Source organism: Ligilactobacillus salitolerans (genome assembly GCF_003864415.1).
GTDB lineage: Bacteria > Bacillota > Bacilli > Lactobacillales > Lactobacillaceae > Ligilactobacillus > Ligilactobacillus salitolerans.
The window spans coordinates 1-16,743 of the sequence record NZ_BFFP01000042.1 but is presented as its reverse complement, the minus strand read 5'-3'; the positions used below and the strand labels follow the sequence as shown (position 1 = coordinate 16,743).

The following is a 16,743-nucleotide window of genomic DNA, read 5'->3' as shown; positions in this document are numbered from 1 at the left end:
TGGGCTCGGAGTTGGATAAGCGGAATCTTTTGCGCTGTGCAGCTCGACTAATAACAGAGCGGAGCAAGCCGGGAAAACTCGAGCACCAATGGACTCTGGTATTGTGACAAGTGCTTTTCTTGTCATGATGCCGGAGTTAATTGGGCGGAAAGTTCTGGCTTGAGCAGCTCGACTAAGAACACCGTGTCCTATTACTGATCCATTTTCATACTGATCAGATAAAACACTTCTCAATTCAGAATGGATAAAGTACGCAACAAACTGACAACCTGAAACTTAGCAAAGACATATTTTCAAATATTCTATATTAGAATTTCGACAATGGTCAATGAATCCGCTCATTTGCCCACCACCCAGCCAGTTCAAAAATCATTTGATTTCATAGTAGTATTCACCTCGATTGAAAACTTATGAAAATTTTAGTGCGATTGCGTGAGAATTCACATAATTTTGCTTGTTTTTCCCACCTAAAAAAGATAAAATGATGAAGGTGGATGAATGTGAGTGAATTCATCAAATAAAATTTTTTTCTGGACTAGTGAAATTGTTTAAATCAGTTTCACATGAAAGAGAGGAGCTTATTAAATGTCTGTTTATATTGAAAAGGTTAAAGCACGCGAAATCTTTGATTCCCGTGGCAACCCGACTGTTGAAGCCGATGTGATCTTGTCAGACGGCACAATGGGTCGCGCTGCAGTTCCATCCGGTGCTTCTACTGGTGAAAGAGAAGCTGTTGAATTACGTGATGGTGGCGATCGCCTCAAGGGCCTTGGCGTTTTGAAGGCTGTTGAAAACGTAAATACAGAAATCAATGACGCTTTGCATGGTGTAGACCCATTCAACCAAGCAGCAGTTGATCAAATCATGATCGACCTTGACGGCACAGAAAACAAAGGCCGTTTGGGTGCCAATGCTATCTTAGGTGTTTCCATGGCTAACTGCCGTGCAGCAGCTAACTCAGAAGGTATTCCTTTATACCGTTATCTTGGCGGTACACATGCAGAAATGCCTCAATCATTCCATAACGTTATCAATGGTGGTAAGCATGCCGATTCAGGTATCGACACACAGGAATTCATGATTTCTCCAGTTAAGAAGGAATCATTCCGTGATGGCGTTGAAAAAATCGCTAACGTTTACCATACTTTGAAGAGCGTTTTGGCTGAAAAAGGCTACGAAACAGGCTTGGGCGACGAAGGCGGCTTTGCACCTCGTTTAGACTCAACTGAAGAAGCAATTGAAATGTTAGTTGCTGCTATCAAACAAGCAGGCTACGTTCCTGGCGAAGAAATCGCGATTGCTTTGGATCCAGCTTCATCAGAATTCTATGACCATGAAACTGGCAACTACAAATTCGAAGGTACAGAAAAAACTCCTGATGAAATGATTGCCTACTACAAGGGCTTAGTTGAAAAATACCCAATCATTTCGATCGAAGATCCATTCGGTGAAGACGACTGGGAGAACTACGCTAAGTTCACTGCTGAAGTTGGCGACAAAGTTCAAATCGTGGACGATGACTTGGTTGTTACTAACCCAGCTATCGTACGTGAAGCTATCAAGAAAGGCTGCGGTAACGCTGTCTTGATCAAGCTTAACCAGATCGGTACAGTTACTGAAACAATGGAAACGATCCGTATGGCTAAGAAGAACGGCTGGACAGTTATGATGTCACATCGTTCAGGTGAAACTGGCGATACATTCATCGCTGACTTCGCTGTTGCTACAGAATCAGGCGAAATCAAGACTGGTGCTATGGCACGTTCAGAACGTGTTGAGAAGTACAACCAACTTCTTCGTATCGAAGAAGAATTGAAGGGTACAGCACATGTTGCACGTTTCCCTCACAATGTTGACTTCGACTAATCTTAATTAGCGCTGTTAATAATTAGGCTCAACTTGCTTTCTTGCGAGTTGAGCCTTTTTGTTTGGCTTTCATCTTGCGTTGAGTACAACTTTGCAGTTCTTTATTCCAAACATTTTTGACTTGGAACATTCTTCGCCGATCTTTGTTCCAAACAGTTCCGACTTGGAACAATCTTCGCTGAACTTTGTTCCAAACTGTTTCGACTTGGAACATTCTTCGCCGATCTTTGTTCCAAACTGTTTCGGCTTGGAACATTCTTTGCCGATCTTTGTTCCAAACTGTTTCGGCTTGGAACATTCTTTCCCAATCTTTGTTCCAAACTATTTCGACTTGGAACAATCTTCGCCGATTTTTGTTCCAAACAGTTCCGACTTGGAACATTCTTTGCCAATCCTTGTTCCAAACAGTTCTGACTTGGAACATTCTTCGCCGATCTTTGTTCCAAACTGTTTCGACTTGGAACATTCTTTCCCGATCTTTGTTCCAAAAAATGCGGGTCTCGGTCCGACGAATTTAAACGTAGACTAAAAATACTGAATTTTCACTAAATTTTCAGTCAAAGCTTGAACCTCACGCCAAAAATCGCTATGATAGTTTCTGTTACTAAACAAAAAGACTACATAGAAAGGACCAAATTACTTTTGGATATCATAAAATCTATCATTTTGGGGATCGTTGAAGGAATCACTGAATTTCTTCCAATCAGTTCTACCGGTCACCTGGTTCTCGTTGATGAATTCATCAAAATGCAACAGCCTAAACAATTCACCGATATGTTCAATGTGGTGATCCAGCTGGGAGCGATCTTAGCTGTTGTCGTCCTTTATTTTCACAAACTCAACCCGCTCTCCCCTAAGAAAAATGGGCTGGAAAAGAAAAACACCTGGGTTTTGTGGCTCAAAGTAATCGTCGCTGTCTTGCCGTCTGTCATTATCGGTTTGCCGCTGAATGACTGGATGGACGCTCACTTGATGAATTGGGCGGTCGTTTCGGCTACCTTGATCATTTACGGGATTTTGTTCATTTTAGTAGAAAATCATAACAAACATTCCCGGCGCGATGAGCGTGCTAAATATTCAAATCTCGATACACTGCCCTTCAGCATTGCCCTTTTCATTGGTGCCTTCCAAGTTCTCTCCTTGATCCCAGGGACTTCCCGTTCAGGTGCAACGATCCTCGGTGCAATTTTGATTGGAGCATCACGCTATGTTGGGACTGAATTTTCCTTTTTCCTTGCGATTCCGACGATGTTTGGAGCATCGCTCTTGAAAATTTACAAATTCTTCGCGCACGGCGGTTCCTTAGTTGGTCAACAAGGAATCATCCTGCTGGTGGGTATGGTAGTTTCCTTTGTGGTTGCTTACCTTTCGATCCGCTTCTTGATGAACTACATCAAAAACAACGACTTTAAAGTTTTTGGCTGGTATCGCATCATTTTAGGTGTGATCGTTATCGGTGTCAATCTCTTAATTTTCTAAACAAATAACGCTGAACTGCTACCATCAAGGTAACCATTCAGCGTTATTTTTTTAACTTCACTTCCAAAAATCTGGTACAACTTGGCTTTCAAACTCAAGCAGTTTTCGTTTACGTTCCAGCCCGCCAGCATAACCGGTGAGTGAACCATCGCTTCCAATGATCCGATGGCAAGGAATAAATAACGAGAAGGGATTATGTCCAACCGCGTTTGCTACTGCTCGCGCATATTTTTTACCTGTTGCTGGCCCTTTAACACGAAGCGCCAGCTCTTGATAAGTGATGACCTGACCGAAGCTGACCTGGGAAAGTTTCTCTAAAACAGCCTGGCGAAACTCTGTAGCTTGAAGTTCCAGCGGGACTTGCGGCGCAGACAAGACCTGCCCTGCAAAATACCGGTCTAACCAAGCAGCAGCTATCTTTAAAACCTCATCTGTTTCATTGACGAGTGTCTTTTTGTCTAGCCCCGCAGCATAATGTTTTTGCTGGTCAAACCACGCTCCGACTAAAGCCCTACCGTTGCTTGCCAGCAGCATGCTGCCTAAAGGAGAATGGTAGTTTTGCGTTCTGATCATTTTTTACCTCTATTCAACGTATAGCTGCCGTAACTTTTCTAAATCACTATCTGACAACTTCATCTTATCTTGCAGATAGTTTTCGACCGATCCCGAGATCGTTTGTGCCGTATGGTAGAGTGTTTCAAAGTTATCACCAGCAACTGCCAGGTTAGAATTCAATTGGTCGGCCAGTTCATTAGAATCATCTTGCGTCACAATTGAGTTGATCATGTCATTTGACGCGTTAGAGTAATACAGATTAGTTAAAAGATAATCCTGCAAGATGGACTCTTCTTTAACTTGTAAAGCATTCAAAATCAAAAAGCCGCCCACTCCAGTCCGATCCTTGCCCGCTGCGCAATGAAAAACTAGACTTTGATCCTCTTGATTATTTTTCAATAATAATTGGAACAAATTACGGTAAACATGCTGCGCATGCGGATCAGCCAACATCTGCGCATAGGCTTCATCTACAAACGACAAGTTACTGCTCTTTAATTTCATTGAATCAACGATCCCCAAGTTCTTAAACAGAGATGAGGTGAATGGATAGACGGATAAGTTGTAATATTCTGCTCCCGCCGGTACTTTGTCAGGGAAATACTGCGATTCTGATTCAGAACGCAAATCAACAATGTATTTCAAGCCGTAATCGCCCAAATACTTAACGTCTTCCGGTGCCAATTCTCCTAAATTTCCGCTGCGTAACAATTTACGCCACCGCGTCGTTTGCCCCTTTTTAGTGGGATAACCGCCCATTTCACGAAAATTCACACCAAATTTAAGCTTTAACATCCGCTGATTTTCCACAACAAGTCACCCTTTCAACAACACCCATTTTTCTAAAAACTTTGTTTAAAAAAGGCGGGTCAATTTAGCCCGCCTTCTAATACCCTTCGTTCTTATTTAAGCACAAGGTTAGTTTTCCGTCGAATTCTTTGCTTCTGGTTCAACCTCTTTCGCCTTTGTATTCAGTTCACGAACCGTCAGCCACTCAATGTAGTTCCGGTTGAATTCAGTCACTTCAATTTCCAATAGCCCAATTTCGATTTTGGTCCCTAAAGTGATCTTGTAATTTTCTAATAAGTATCCGGCAATCGTAACAGAGTCAGATTCTTCAAAATACTTATCTTTAAAATGAAAATAGCGTTCAAAATCATAGAGTGTTGTTTTACCAGAAACGTTATAAGATCCATCATCATTGGCGATGATATCGTCCGGTGAAACATCATCCGCTTCATCTTTGACTGTCCCGAAGAGCTCCTCGTATATATCTCGGTCAGTCACAATACCGCTAGTCCCGCCATATTCATCCAAAATCACAATCAACGGTACGTGATTTTTGATCATCTGCTTGAGCAGATTCTGAATTGGGGTCACCTCGGGTGCTGTGCTTAATGTCCGCATCAATTTAGAGACCCGGACGCTGCTGTCGATCCTAGCCTGGTGGACAATGTCATAAATATAAACATAGCCTAAAATCTTATCCTTGTCATTGTTGGCAACGACCGGAAAACGGCTGAATTTTTGCTGTAAATAAAGTTCGATCACGTCATCCACGGTTTGTGTAACGTCTACCACTTCCAGGCTAGTGCGATCGACCATGATATCTTTGGCGACTTTATCATTAAATTCAAAAGCTCGCTGCATGTAAACATAATCGTTGCGATCGATCGATCCGCCGGTCACGGCATTTTTTGAAATATTTAAAATCTCATTTTGTGACAGAACATCTTCATCTTCACCTGCTGGTTTGAAGCCGATCAGCCGCACGATACCTGTTGCTGAAATGTTTAACAACCAGACAAAAGGATAAAAGATAATATGGAAATAGTGCAGCGGTGTGACGATAAACATCATCATCTTCATTGGCATATCAATACTGATGTTCTTAGGCACGATCTCAGTCAAAACCACTTCCAAGTACGTCAGTAAAACAACACCTAAGACCGCACTGATCGAAACTGCAGCAGCATGGTTGATTGGAAGAACTCCAAATAATTCTGTGAAGAGCGTAGTTAATGAATCCGCCCCGATCCAGCCTAAGATGATCCCTGTCAAAGAAACACCTACCTGGGTGGTAGAAAGATATTCGTTCATATTGGTGATCATCTGCAAAGCAAGTTTTAGCTTGCGCTGATTACCAGTCCCGCTCTCTATGGCACTTTCAACTGCACTTTTACGCAATGTGACGATGGCAAATTCTGCCGCAACAAAGAATGCCGCGAAACAAAAGACGATCACAATGGTTATTAAATTTGTGATCATTTGACCACTTGACATTAAGCCATTCCTCATTTCTGATATTCTGAATTTTATCTATAAACCTATGATAGCACCTTTTAGTCAAATTATATATCATCATCTAGCTTATCTAGTTCAAAAAAACTGCTGTCCATTGGCAGCAGTTCTTAGAAAACGGCTAGTTCCTATTTAGCAGGAAGCACACCGCCGTCATATTCTTTTTTGATCCAGTTTTGAGTCTTCTCGGATTGCAAAGCCTTCATCAGTTTCTTGATAGCAGCTTTGTTCTTGTCACCCTTTCGTACTGCAACAATGTTAACGTAAGGTGATGATTTTTTCTCAAGCGCGATGCTGTCTTTAGAAGGATTCAAACCAGCCTGGACGGCGTAGTTAGCGTTAATAACCGTAGCTGCACCTTCATTTGACTGGTACAATTTAGGCATCAATTTTGCTTCGTAGGTATGCTTGAACTTCAAGTTCTTCTTGTTAGTTGCGATATCATCAAAGGTTGCTGTTTCCAAGTTGGTACCCTTCTTGATCGTGATCAAACCGGCATCCTTGAAAATTTGTAGAACACGGCCATAATCAGCGACGTTGCTGGAAACTAGGACCGTTGAATTGTTGGGCAGATCTTTTAAATTCTTATATTTCTTGGAGTAAACACCAATCGGTTCCAAGTGCACACCGCCGGCACTAACAAGTGAGCCGTTGTTCTTCTTATTCCAGTTATTCAAAAATGGAATATGCTGGAAATAATTAGCGTCCAATTCCTTGGAGGCCAAAGCTTTATTGGGCATTACATAATCATCAAAGACTTTGACCTTTAAGTTGACGCCTTCTTTTTTCAACTGTGGTTTAACATGCTCTAAAATCTTAGCATGCGGATTGGCAGATGCACCGACAGTAATTGTGGTCGTTTTGCTGGCAGAGTCTGAACTTGACTTAGAACCGCACCCAACCAATAATAATGCACAAGCAGCAGCAATCGATAATAAACTAACTAAACGTTTCTTTTTCATTTCATTCATCTCCAAATAAATTTTTGTTTTTTAATTACTATCCAAGTTTTTTCATCCTGCGATCTGTTTTTCATTTGCAAATCAGCATGTTTACTAACGTTTATCGACCTTTCTTGTCACCCAATCTCCTAAGAACTGGAAGGCAAAAACGATCAAAACAATGACAACAGTAGCGGCTAAAGTGATCGCATTGTTATATGATTGGAAACCATCGGTATAAGCCAACTGGCCTAAACCGCCAGCACCGATCGCACCAGCCATCGCTGTGTAGCCGATCAATGAGATCGCCGTCACGGTGATGCCTGAAACCAAAGCAGGTAAACTTTCCGGGATCAAAACCTTGCGCAGGACTTTCCAACTGCTGGCGCCCATTGCGTATGCAGCTTCGATCACGCCGCCATCCACATCGTTAAATGCGATCTGGACTAACCGTGCATAAAACGGAGCGGCTGAGACAACTAAAGACGGGATCGCCGCTTTCGCACCGGTGATGGCACCGACAATAACTTGCGTAACTGGCAAGAGAAGCACGATCAGAATAATGAAAGGGATCGAACGAAAGACATTCACGAAAAATCCCACGATCCAATTCAAAATTTTAACCAGTAAGTTATCACTGTCTGCCGTTTGATAGAGCAACAAGCCTAACAAAAGCCCTAAAACCGCAGTGATCACCACAGCGAGTACAGTCATCCATAAAGTTTCCCAAGCAGCTGACCAAACGTTAGGCCAGTTGACATTGCTAAACTGGAAATATGAAGCTAAACCTTGATTAGCCATTGTTGATCACCTTCGTTTCTACCCGCATTTTTCGAAGAAATTCCAAGGCTTCTTCGATTTGTTTTTGATTCCCTAACAGTTGGACATAGAGCGTTCCAATTGCTCCTTGGCTGTCACCTAACTGATGGATCGAACCTTCCAGGATACTCATTGTAATATCAGGAAATTCTCTGATCATCTCAGTTACGATCGGCAACTTGACTTGATCCCCGTGAAATTTCAGCGAAACCACCTTGCCCTGCGGGTATTTCTTGAGCAGATCTGCTGTGACCTGCTGGATATCAGGTGTTTGGCTGGTGTCAACTTCCGAGTTCACAAAACGCTTAGTCAGATCCTTTTGCGGATCATTGAAAACCTGTGAGACAGGTCCCTTTTCGATCAGCTGACCATCTTCCATCACAGCTACCGAGTTGGCTAAACGTCGAATAACATGCATTTCATGGGTAATGATCACGATCGTCAGGTTCATTTCGTTGTTGATATGTTCCAACAGGTCCAACACTTCATCAGTCGTTTGCGGATCTAATGCGCTGGTTGCCTCATCCGAAATTAAAATGTCCGGATCATTGCCTAAGGCCCGCGCGATCCCGACCCGTTGTTTTTGTCCACCAGACAGTTGTGAAGGATATGAATTAATTCGATCTCCTAGACCAACCAACTCAGCCAAGTTTTTAGCTTTTTTGATCCGTTCCGCCTTAGAGAGGCCTGAGAGTTCCATCGGAAACATAATATTTTCCAACACTGTTCTTGACCAGAGCAGATTAAAATGTTGGAAAATCATGCCGATTTTTTTACGTTGGATACGCAGCTGTTTGCCAGCCAAGTTATCCACCCGCTTACCATCGATCAAAACTTCGCCGGCAGTTGGTGTTTCCAGTCCATTCAACATTCGGACCAAAGTACTTTTACCCGCACCGGAAAAACCGACGATTCCATAAACTTCACCACTTTGAATTGTCAGGTCGATATTCTTTACGGCTTTAACTTCGCCTTCTTTGGTTTGGAAGGTTTTTGATATTCCTCTTAACTCGATCATTGACCAATCCTGCTTTCTCACTTGCTAAATTTCTTATCACATCTTGTTAAACGTTAAATCATTGCGTCTGACTTTTTTATGTATAAAAAAAGTTTTCGTCCCCCAAAAAGGACGAAAACCCGTGGTACCACCTTAATTTACCATTACTTTTACAAATAAATGGCCTTATAGCCTTCAACAAAGGCTAGATGATATCGCAATCAGCGGACTGTCAGCTTGCACCAACACTCAACTTCAGAGTTCATCTTCGCTTTTTCTTTTGACCCTTCTTTTCAGCAACCGAAGGTCTCTTTAAATCTACTCGAAAAAACTACTCTTCTCTTCAACGTTTATTATTCTTAATGTCTTTGATATTAAGCGTAATAATTAAGTTTGTCAACTGTTTTTTTATAAGTCGATTAAGGCTTGGTGGCATAATTCTTAATCAAACTAGGGCCTAGGCAAATTACAATTATTTCGATTTAATTGTGGCAACCTGTTCCTTAGCCGTGACTTTGCCTGTTTTTCCCAGCTCGAACTCACCAGCCTCGCCTAATTCCGGCAAGGCAACAATAGTTTCAGTCAACTTGCCAGCATCGATAACAGCCTGCCAATCTGCTTTGACTAACAAGTCTCCTGCAGCAACCTGCTGTCCCTCAGTGACTTGAACGTCAAATGGGACACCTTTCAAGTCAACCGTATCGATCCCCAGATGCAGCAAGATCTCTATTCCGGTTTCTGTCGTAAATCCCAGTGCATGCTTAGTCGGAAAAACTGAGCTGATCGTCCCAGCCGCTGGCGCATAGACTTCATTGCCGCTTGGAAGCAAAACGTAGCCCTCACCCATTGATTTTTGTGCAAAAACTGGATCTTGTGCTTCACTGATCGGTTTAAGTTCACCAGTGGCCACCGCCTGCAATGTTGTCTCCTGCAGTTTAGCTGTCGGCGTGTCAGGATCATTTTCTTGTCCTGTGAGCGAACGGACATTTTTCTCTTTTTCTGCAGCCGCTTCTGCTCTTTCGACAGCCAATTTATCTGTTGGGATCCCCCAGAAATAAGTGACGATAAAGCCCCCGATGTAAGCAGCAAGCAGCCCTAAAACATAAGCCCACCAACGATGATTATCGATCAGCGGGATCAATGGCAAGCCAGAAGGACCAATCGCGATCGCACCAACTTTCCCGATGGCTCCGATCACGGCACCGCCAATCCCGCCACCGATACAAGCAGTAATAAACGGACGGCCCAACGGCAAGGTCACAGCGTAGATCAAGGGTTCGCCGATCCCTAAGATTCCAACTGGTAGAGAGCCTTTGATCATATCGACTAATTTACGATCATGACGCAAGCGCAACCAAAGAGCAGCTGCTGCTCCGACCTGCCCGCCGCCAGCCATCGCTAAGATCGGTAATAACGGTGTGTTGCCTGTCTGACTGATCATTTGCACGTGAATTGGAGTCAAGATCTGATGCAAGCCCAGCATGACCATCGGTAAGAACAAAGCACCTAAAATGAAACCAGAAAATGCTCCGCCGACGTTTAAGATCCAGTTGATCCCGCCGATCAAACCATCTGAAATAAAGCCTGCCAAAGGCATGATCACGAAAAGTTCAGCCAACCCGATCACCAATAGACATATCATTGGTGTCACGATAATGTCAATTGAATCTGGGACCCATTGGTGCAGCTTCTTTTCCAGCACTGACAACAGCCAGACTGCAAAAATCACGCCCAAGATCCCGCCTTGATTAGCGGTCAAGCCAGCACCAGTGAAAAGGTTCTTGATCGGTGCATTGGGGTCCATCCCAGTTAAGAGGATCACTGCCCCGATCACACCGCCAAGTGTCGGCGTTGCTTTCCAGACCCGCGCGGCATTGATCCCAGTATAGATCGGTAGATATGTAAACATACCGGCTTTGATGACGTTCAAAACTAAAGCAATTTGGTTCCAAGTTTCGCCTGTCAAAGTCTTGTTAGTGATCAAGTTCGAAATGATCGCAGCGATCCCGGCGATCAGCCCGGAACCAACGAAGGCTGGGATCATTGGAACGAAGATATTGGCAATATCTTTGAGCAGGGATTTAAACGGCGATTGTTTTTGCTTCTTTTTGGCTTCAGCCTTAACCTCTTTGGCGCGCTCTTCAGCAGCAGTCCGGTTGTTGATCCCTTTTTCACCCGAGTATGCTTCCATCGCTGCCTCAACTTTATTGACCTTGCCAGGGCCAACAACGACTTGGAGCTGCTCATCATTGACAACGCCCAAAACACCGGGGATCTCTTTTAACTTTTGTTCGTCTATTTGGTCATGATCATTGATTTCCAGCCGGATCCGGGTCATACAATTTTCAAAAGATTCAACGTTTTTGACCCCGCCAGAATAACGGTAGATCTGTTCTGCAACTTTTTTTGCATCAAATTCTTCAGCCATCATTCCTTACCTCCTAATCTTGTTTTTCAACTATACTTTGTTTGACAAAACCGTTGGCTGCTTTGAGCCTAGCTTCCGCCTGCTCTTTAGTAGTGTGAGTCTTGATCATCACGATTGCAGTTTTAACGTTCATTTCAGCTGCTTGCAGCGTCTCTTCAGCCTCCTGATAGTTGGCACCACTGGCCTGCATGACGATCCTTTTAGCCCGCTCGACCAGTTTTTCATTTGTGGCTTTGACATCGACCATTAGGTTGTTATAAACCTTACCGATTCCAACCATTGACAGGGTCGACAACATATTCAAGACTAATTTCTGGGCGGTACCTGCTTTCAAGCGCGTCGACCCAGTTAAAAACTCAGGTCCGCAATCAACTTCGATCGCTGTTTGGGCATATTGGGAAATCTCTGCTTTTCGGTTGCAAGCAAGTGAAATCGTCTGCGCCCCAACTTCAGCGGCATATCGCAAGGCTCCGACCACATAGGGGGTCCGGCCGCTTGCAGCGATGCCGACCACAGTATCATGTTCATTTAACTCCAAGGCTTGCAGATCTTGCGGTCCTAAGGTCAATGAGTCTTCGGCTCCTTCGACAGCAACTGTCATTGCGGATGGCCCGCCTGCAATCAGCCCGATCACCATCTCGGGTGAAACACCGAAGGTCGGCACGCATTCTGCCGCGTCCAAAACGCCCAATCGCCCGCTTGTACCAGCACCTAAGTAGATCAAACGACCTCCTTGGTTAAATGAAGCCACGATCCTCTCCACTGCCTGCGTGATCTGCGGCAGCGCCTGCGCTACATTAGGGGCAACTTCCTGGTCGCCGGCATTCATCAGCTGCGCTTGGGCCTCTACGGAGAGTTCATCCAAATGCATTGTTGCATCATTTCGTTTTTCAGTAGTTAAACCACTCAAATCTACTTTCATTCGTTTTACCCTTTCTGCACTAATATTTTGAGTAAAGTTTACCATTATTTTTAACAAAATTGAAATAAATTCACTTTCCATGAATATAATAAGCTAAATACTGAAACAAAGTTTCTTGAATAAAGTTCACCCGGCTCCTGGCACAAGTGATTTTGCCCAGCAAAAAAGCACATGCTGGACTTAACAAACATGTACTTTGATTGATTTTCTAAATTGTCATTGTGCTTCTTGATTCCATTCTTCCACTAAGCGCCGAGATTCCCGCAAATTAGCCACAACCTCACTGTGATAACGGGCGACATATGTGAATAGCAGGATATCCGCCACAAAAAATTCCGACATCAAGGAAGTCGATGCTCCCGGTCTGATCGGAGATTCGCCGATCTTTTGTGTTTCTAAAACATAATCAGCCAAGCCTGCACCGCGAGAGTGTGGTGTTGCCGTCAACAAGACCGTGGTCACTTGTTTTTTATGCGCTGCAGCAAATAGAGCTAGGATCTCTTTAGTCTCACCGCTAGTTGAGATCAAGACTAGAAGATCTTCATCACTACCGGCTGCTAAACTTGTGACCGCCAAATGCAGATCATTGTTCACTTGCGCCATGACCCCGATCCGGCTAAGTTTTTGGTAAATATCTTGTGCAACTAGATACGAAGAGACCAATCCAAACAGCTGGACCTTAGGGGCACGATGAATTAAAGTTACAACCTGCTCAACGGTCTGATCATCTAGCTGTTTGGCGGTGATCTTCAGTGCATTATCAAAGTGCAGCTGGAGTTTAGCACTGACCTGGGCAGCACTTTCGCCTGGTTCGATCTCCGCGTATTCTTGAGCTTGTGCTTCCTGCAAGGCTGCCGAAAGCCGCAGTTTTAAATCAGAATACCCGTTAAGTCCCAGGCGGCGACAAAAACGGACAACCGTGGCTGCTGAAACGTGACATTCCTGCGCGAGACTCTGAACCGAAAATTGCATAACCTTTGCCGGCTGAGCCAAAATATAGTCGCACAGCCCCTGCTCTTTTTTACTCAACGCTTCCTTGTTATGCTGGATCAACACCAAGATATTTTCCATCAGATTTCCTTCTATCCAAGCTGCCGCTATTTTTTGTCTGTTGCTTCCTGATCTTGGGCAGCCGCATTTTCTTGAATGACTGTCAATAGTTCCTGGATCTTGGTGTTGACCGTCGCTAGATATTGTTCTGTTTGTTCATTTAACTGCTCCACTGAACAAATCTCATCGATCCGCAATCCGGATGCATTGACTTGTGGTGATTCAACGATCAAATTGACCTTGACCTCAACTTCATTTTCCGGCTCGGCAAAAAAATTATCCACCTGTTTGATATTGGCGAAAGGCAGGTTGATGATCCCACTTTCCAAGTAAATCAGGACAGGTTCATCCTTAGTCGTTAATAAGATCCGGCTCTGCGCTAATTTTCCCGCATTAACAAGGTCTTGAAAGTTATGACACAAGAGCTGGACTAATTTTTCACCTTCCTGCTCAAATTTATCCACTGGTGCTTCAACTTGTTTGATCTCATATTGTTCATTAGTAACTGATTCTAGATAGTCATTGACTGTAATTTGCATGAATTAAATCCCCATCCTCAAAGAAATACTAGCAAATATTGTACTTGAAATTTAGCAAAAAGCAAAGCGCGCTTGGAATTTTGTCCAAATATTTTTACAACAACCTAGGCTTTGCGCGCAACGATTGAAAAAGTCAGCGGGATCTGCGGATATTTAGCCGGCATCTTCCATTCGTCTTTTCTTGGATCATATTCCAACATCGGTAACGCTTTCCAATCAGTTGTCCGTTCTTCTCCTAAGCTTTCGATCGTTAGCCCAGCATCCCGCAAGACTGTCACGATTTCTTGAAAATCATGGGCCCAATTATGGTTATGCTGATGGGCTAACTTTCCTTGTTCTTGGTTTTGATCATTAACTTGATATGAAGTTTCGGCTTCATAATCAACTTCAGTTCCGCCAAAATAATCCTGTTTAATTGCTAAGCCATCGTTATCCAGGGCAAATAACAGCGGGTGATTGTCCCGGATCATGAAAACACCGTTTGGTGCGAGCAGGTCAGCAATCGATTGCGCCCAGTCTTTCAGATTCGGCAGCCAGGTGATCGTTCCGGCAGAAGTCACGATGACATCGAATTGCCCCAACTTACTGCTCAAAGCGGCTGAGGCATAGCGTGCATCTGCTTCAATGTATTTAATTTGAGCACCTGCTTGTTGGGCCAAATTCTTGGCATACTTTAGAGAATTCGGGGAAAAATCAAGGCCATGGACCCCAGCAGCACCTAAACGCCACCAACTTAAGGTATCGGTTCCAATATGACATTGCAGATGCAATAAGCGTTGTCCTGCCACAGAATTTCCCGGTAAATATGGTGCCAAAACGGCCAGATCTCGTTTGACCGTGCCGGTGATCGCAGTGGGATCGGCCATAAAATTGGTCAAATCACCATAACTGCCGCCAGCATGAGCATCTGCTCGGTCTTCCCAACTTTTCAAATTATCACTCAGTGCTTGTTTGTTATCCATTTAATGTTTGCTCCTCAATTTCATCTCGAAGGCTTTTCTCGCCAACATTTTATAAAGCCTGATATTATGGTGAATTCAATTTTTTCACTATCTAATAGCCAAGATTGCCATGTTAGGCAATACAATGTCAGAGCATCACTTACAACAATCAACATTTAAGCATGCTGCTCTTTTTCTTAATTCAGTGTAGCTTATTTTCTCTATTTCTTTCAAACATTTACTTGCTTTTTTATTCAGCCTGGCGAAATATTCTTGACTACAAGAAGGCAAAAAAGCACAAATTAAGGTGCTAGGTACTGAATCCTAGCATTTAATTTGTGCTTACGCGTGGTAGTAAATGATATTTTTTAATGTTTCAGCCGCTCCTTTTTTGCCGGTCTTTTCTTCATAATACTGAGTAAACCGGGGATCGTTAACATATAGATCCGCCAAGCCTTTGTGAGCGCTGGAACTATACAATCCCTTAGGCCAGACTGATAATAACCACTCTTTGTGCAATTCAAATAGATGTTTGGCTTGTTCATCCTTTAAATTTGTTGTGCCCGTGAGCTGTTTCAAAATAACTAAAAGTTGTTCTTCTAAATCTTTTATATTTGCTACATCTGCCTCAGATAAGCCTTTAATTTTTTTATTACTGCTATCTATAGTTTCTTCCCCATATTTTTTCCGAATTTCTTTTCCATATTGCAATTCATTTTTTTCAATTGTCTCGGCTTTAAAAGCCGCAAACTTCTCTGCATCACTCATAGCAGCTGCTCCTTTCATAGTCGCAAGTGTTTGGTCTAAACTTGTCAACAAAACCTCTAAACGTCTCTGTTCATTTGAAATTTGTTCTCGCTGTTTCATTAAGGCTTGATACTGTGTTTCTTCAGGAGCGTCTAAGATCTCTTTAATTCGATCTAATGGCAAATCAAAAAGTTTAAAAAACATAATTTTTTGTAACCGGTCCACTTCTTCTTGCCCATAATAACGATAATTATTTTTAAAGTCTCGTTCAGACTTTAACAGCTCTATCTGATCGTAAAAGCGCAAAGTTCGACTTGAAATACCCGCTAGTTTTGCCAGCTCAGTAATTGAATAGGGCATTTTTATTTCACCTCCTTGCTTACAAAGCTAAGTATAAACGTTAACATTACGTCAAGGTCAAATGGCTAACACAATATTTCTAAAAATAATTATTCCGTTACTCTTGCAGCTATGCTTTTAATGTGATTTAACACAAAACTGAATTTTATTTGCCACCACTGTCTTGTTCAATATTTTCTTGAGATACCACATCATTGTAATAATTACCCCATGCCTCAATTGCGTTAATTACCGGTATCAACGTTATTCCGAAGTCTGTTAGTTTATAGTCCGTTTTTGGCGGCATTACTGGATAAATTGTTTTTTCGATTATTTTGTCATCTTCCAATTCTTTTAACTGCAAAGCCAGCATCCTGCGCGAACAATTTTTTAATTGTCGCTGCAACTCCCCAAAATGACAAATGTCATTCTGGATAAGATAATTTGAACTACCACCCTTTAAAAAGGGTGGATTCTGGGAACACAGTAAACTTGTCAGTTAGAGTTCTCTAAAAAGATAGCGGTCACTGCTATTTACCAAGGTACGTCCCGTGCCTTACTTTTTTTATAGTCACTAATTTAGACTAGTGCTTTAATTGATGTGATTTGCGCTAGTCCACGTTGGAGGATATTCTGACTAGCATTAATGTCACGGTCTAAGTGAGTGCCGCAAGTCGGGCATTGCCACTCACGGACGGCTAACCATTCATGCTGACTTAGACCGTCAAATTGGTGGTTTTTCTGACCACAAGCACTGCATATCCTGCTGGTGTATTTCGGGTCAACCATGATTAGTTGCTTGCCATACCAGTCGCATTT

The 16,743-nt window shown here is 43.0% G+C and carries 17 protein-coding genes; 2 read left to right on the top strand and 15 right to left on the bottom strand.

The genetic code is table 11. The features are described 5' to 3' along the window. The first annotated feature begins 585 nt into the window (after window positions 1–585). Window positions 586–1,866 (top strand): phosphopyruvate hydratase, encoded by a 1,281-nt coding sequence (eno, locus tag LFYK43_RS10415; RefSeq protein ID WP_124978040.1) that lies wholly within the window; start codon window positions 586–588, stop codon window positions 1,864–1,866. Between the two features lie 28 nt (window positions 1,867–1,894). Here eno and LFYK43_RS10410 read toward each other — a convergent pair whose 3' ends face one another. Beyond that, on the bottom strand, window positions 1,895–2,332 hold the full coding sequence (locus LFYK43_RS10410; protein WP_124978038.1) for a hypothetical protein: 438 nt from the start codon (window positions 2,330–2,332) through the stop codon (window positions 1,895–1,897). Window positions 2,333–2,454: 122 nt separating this feature from the next. On the opposite strand from LFYK43_RS10410, the gene LFYK43_RS10405 reads away from it, so the two are divergent. Next, on the top strand, window positions 2,455–3,345 hold the full coding sequence (locus tag LFYK43_RS10405; protein WP_124978036.1) for an undecaprenyl-diphosphate phosphatase: 891 nt from the start codon (window positions 2,455–2,457) through the stop codon (window positions 3,343–3,345). A 57-nt stretch (window positions 3,346–3,402) separates the two neighbouring features. On the opposite strand, the gene LFYK43_RS10400 is transcribed toward LFYK43_RS10405, so the two are convergent. From LFYK43_RS10400 to LFYK43_RS10335, 14 genes are all read right to left on the bottom strand, one after another. Next, complete coding sequence (locus LFYK43_RS10400) at window positions 3,403–3,918, bottom strand: methylated-DNA--[protein]-cysteine S-methyltransferase (protein ID WP_124978034.1); 516 nt, start codon at window positions 3,916–3,918, stop codon at window positions 3,403–3,405. Between the two features lie 9 nt (window positions 3,919–3,927). Then, window positions 3,928–4,710 carry a tyrosine-protein phosphatase gene (locus LFYK43_RS10395; RefSeq protein WP_124978032.1) on the bottom strand — a complete coding sequence of 261 codons (783 nt, stop codon included), beginning with the start codon at window positions 4,708–4,710 and terminating at the stop codon, window positions 3,928–3,930. Window positions 4,711–4,818: 108 nt separating this feature from the next. Continuing rightward, window positions 4,819–6,183 (bottom strand): hemolysin family protein, encoded by a 1,365-nt coding sequence (locus LFYK43_RS10390; protein ID WP_124978030.1) that lies wholly within the window; start codon window positions 6,181–6,183, stop codon window positions 4,819–4,821. Window positions 6,184–6,329: 146 nt separating this feature from the next. After that, on the bottom strand, window positions 6,330–7,163 hold the full coding sequence (locus LFYK43_RS10385) for a MetQ/NlpA family ABC transporter substrate-binding protein (protein WP_124978028.1): 834 nt from the start codon (window positions 7,161–7,163) through the stop codon (window positions 6,330–6,332). 93 nt (window positions 7,164–7,256) lie between these two features. Beyond that, window positions 7,257–7,943, bottom strand: a complete 687-nt coding sequence (locus tag LFYK43_RS10380) for a methionine ABC transporter permease (RefSeq protein ID WP_124978026.1) — start codon at window positions 7,941–7,943, stop codon at window positions 7,257–7,259. Further along, window positions 7,936–8,979, bottom strand: a complete 1,044-nt coding sequence (locus LFYK43_RS10375; RefSeq protein ID WP_124978024.1) for a methionine ABC transporter ATP-binding protein — start codon at window positions 8,977–8,979, stop codon at window positions 7,936–7,938. Before LFYK43_RS10375 ends, LFYK43_RS10380 begins: the two co-directional genes overlap by 8 nt. Before the next feature lie 451 nt (window positions 8,980–9,430). Continuing rightward, the gene (locus LFYK43_RS10370) at window positions 9,431–11,389 is read right to left on the bottom strand and encodes a glucose PTS transporter subunit IIA (protein ID WP_439957216.1); all 1,959 of its coding nucleotides are present in this window, start codon (window positions 11,387–11,389) and stop codon (window positions 9,431–9,433) included. Between the two features lie 10 nt (window positions 11,390–11,399). Next, the gene (gene murQ / locus LFYK43_RS10365) at window positions 11,400–12,308 is read right to left on the bottom strand and encodes an N-acetylmuramic acid 6-phosphate etherase (RefSeq protein ID WP_124978022.1); all 909 of its coding nucleotides are present in this window, start codon (window positions 12,306–12,308) and stop codon (window positions 11,400–11,402) included. 216 nt (window positions 12,309–12,524) lie between these two features. Then, entirely contained in the window at window positions 12,525–13,379 is an 855-nt protein-coding gene (locus LFYK43_RS10360) for a MurR/RpiR family transcriptional regulator (protein ID WP_124978020.1), read from the bottom strand. 26 nt (window positions 13,380–13,405) lie between these two features. Next, window positions 13,406–13,897, bottom strand: a complete 492-nt coding sequence (locus tag LFYK43_RS10355; RefSeq protein ID WP_124978018.1) for a hypothetical protein — start codon at window positions 13,895–13,897, stop codon at window positions 13,406–13,408. Between the two features lie 104 nt (window positions 13,898–14,001). Beyond that, window positions 14,002–14,859: a class I SAM-dependent methyltransferase gene (locus tag LFYK43_RS10350; RefSeq protein ID WP_124978016.1), complete on the bottom strand. Its 858-nt coding sequence runs from the start codon at window positions 14,857–14,859 to the stop codon at window positions 14,002–14,004. A 321-nt stretch (window positions 14,860–15,180) separates the two neighbouring features. Next, window positions 15,181–15,945, bottom strand: a complete 765-nt coding sequence (locus LFYK43_RS10345) for a MerR family transcriptional regulator (protein WP_124978014.1) — start codon at window positions 15,943–15,945, stop codon at window positions 15,181–15,183. Between the two features lie 145 nt (window positions 15,946–16,090). After that, window positions 16,091–16,330: a winged helix-turn-helix transcriptional regulator gene (locus LFYK43_RS10340; RefSeq protein WP_268226984.1), complete on the bottom strand. Its 240-nt coding sequence runs from the start codon at window positions 16,328–16,330 to the stop codon at window positions 16,091–16,093. Window positions 16,331–16,503: 173 nt separating this feature from the next. Then, on the bottom strand, window positions 16,504–16,743 hold a 240-nt coding region (locus LFYK43_RS10335; protein ID WP_148095620.1), incomplete at its 5' end, for a zinc ribbon domain-containing protein.

Coding starts and splice junctions, on each gene's coding strand:
- LFYK43_RS10410 (WP_124978038.1), bottom strand. CDS start 2,332: ATGTTCCAAGTCGAAACAGTTTGGAACAAAGATCGGCGAAGAATGTTC.
- LFYK43_RS10390 (WP_124978030.1), bottom strand. CDS start 6,183: ATGTCAAGTGGTCAAATGATCACAAATTTAATAACCATTGTGATCGTC.
- LFYK43_RS10375 (WP_124978024.1), bottom strand. CDS start 8,979: ATGATCGAGTTAAGAGGAATATCAAAAACCTTCCAAACCAAAGAAGGC.
- LFYK43_RS10350 (WP_124978016.1), bottom strand. CDS start 14,859: ATGGATAACAAACAAGCACTGAGTGATAATTTGAAAAGTTGGGAAGAC.
- murQ (WP_124978022.1), bottom strand. CDS start 12,308: ATGAAAGTAGATTTGAGTGGTTTAACTACTGAAAAACGAAATGATGCA.
- LFYK43_RS10370 (WP_439957216.1), bottom strand. CDS start 11,389: ATGATGGCTGAAGAATTTGATGCAAAAAAAGTTGCAGAACAGATCTAC.
- LFYK43_RS10405 (WP_124978036.1), top strand. CDS start 2,455: ATGATAGTTTCTGTTACTAAACAAAAAGACTACATAGAAAGGACCAAA.
- LFYK43_RS10400 (WP_124978034.1), bottom strand. CDS start 3,918: ATGATCAGAACGCAAAACTACCATTCTCCTTTAGGCAGCATGCTGCTG.
- eno (WP_124978040.1), top strand. CDS start 586: ATGTCTGTTTATATTGAAAAGGTTAAAGCACGCGAAATCTTTGATTCC.
- LFYK43_RS10360 (WP_124978020.1), bottom strand. CDS start 13,379: ATGGAAAATATCTTGGTGTTGATCCAGCATAACAAGGAAGCGTTGAGT.
- LFYK43_RS10380 (WP_124978026.1), bottom strand. CDS start 7,943: ATGGCTAATCAAGGTTTAGCTTCATATTTCCAGTTTAGCAATGTCAAC.
- LFYK43_RS10345 (WP_124978014.1), bottom strand. CDS start 15,945: ATGCCCTATTCAATTACTGAGCTGGCAAAACTAGCGGGTATTTCAAGT.
- LFYK43_RS10355 (WP_124978018.1), bottom strand. CDS start 13,897: ATGCAAATTACAGTCAATGACTATCTAGAATCAGTTACTAATGAACAA.
- LFYK43_RS10385 (WP_124978028.1), bottom strand. CDS start 7,163: ATGAAAAAGAAACGTTTAGTTAGTTTATTATCGATTGCTGCTGCTTGT.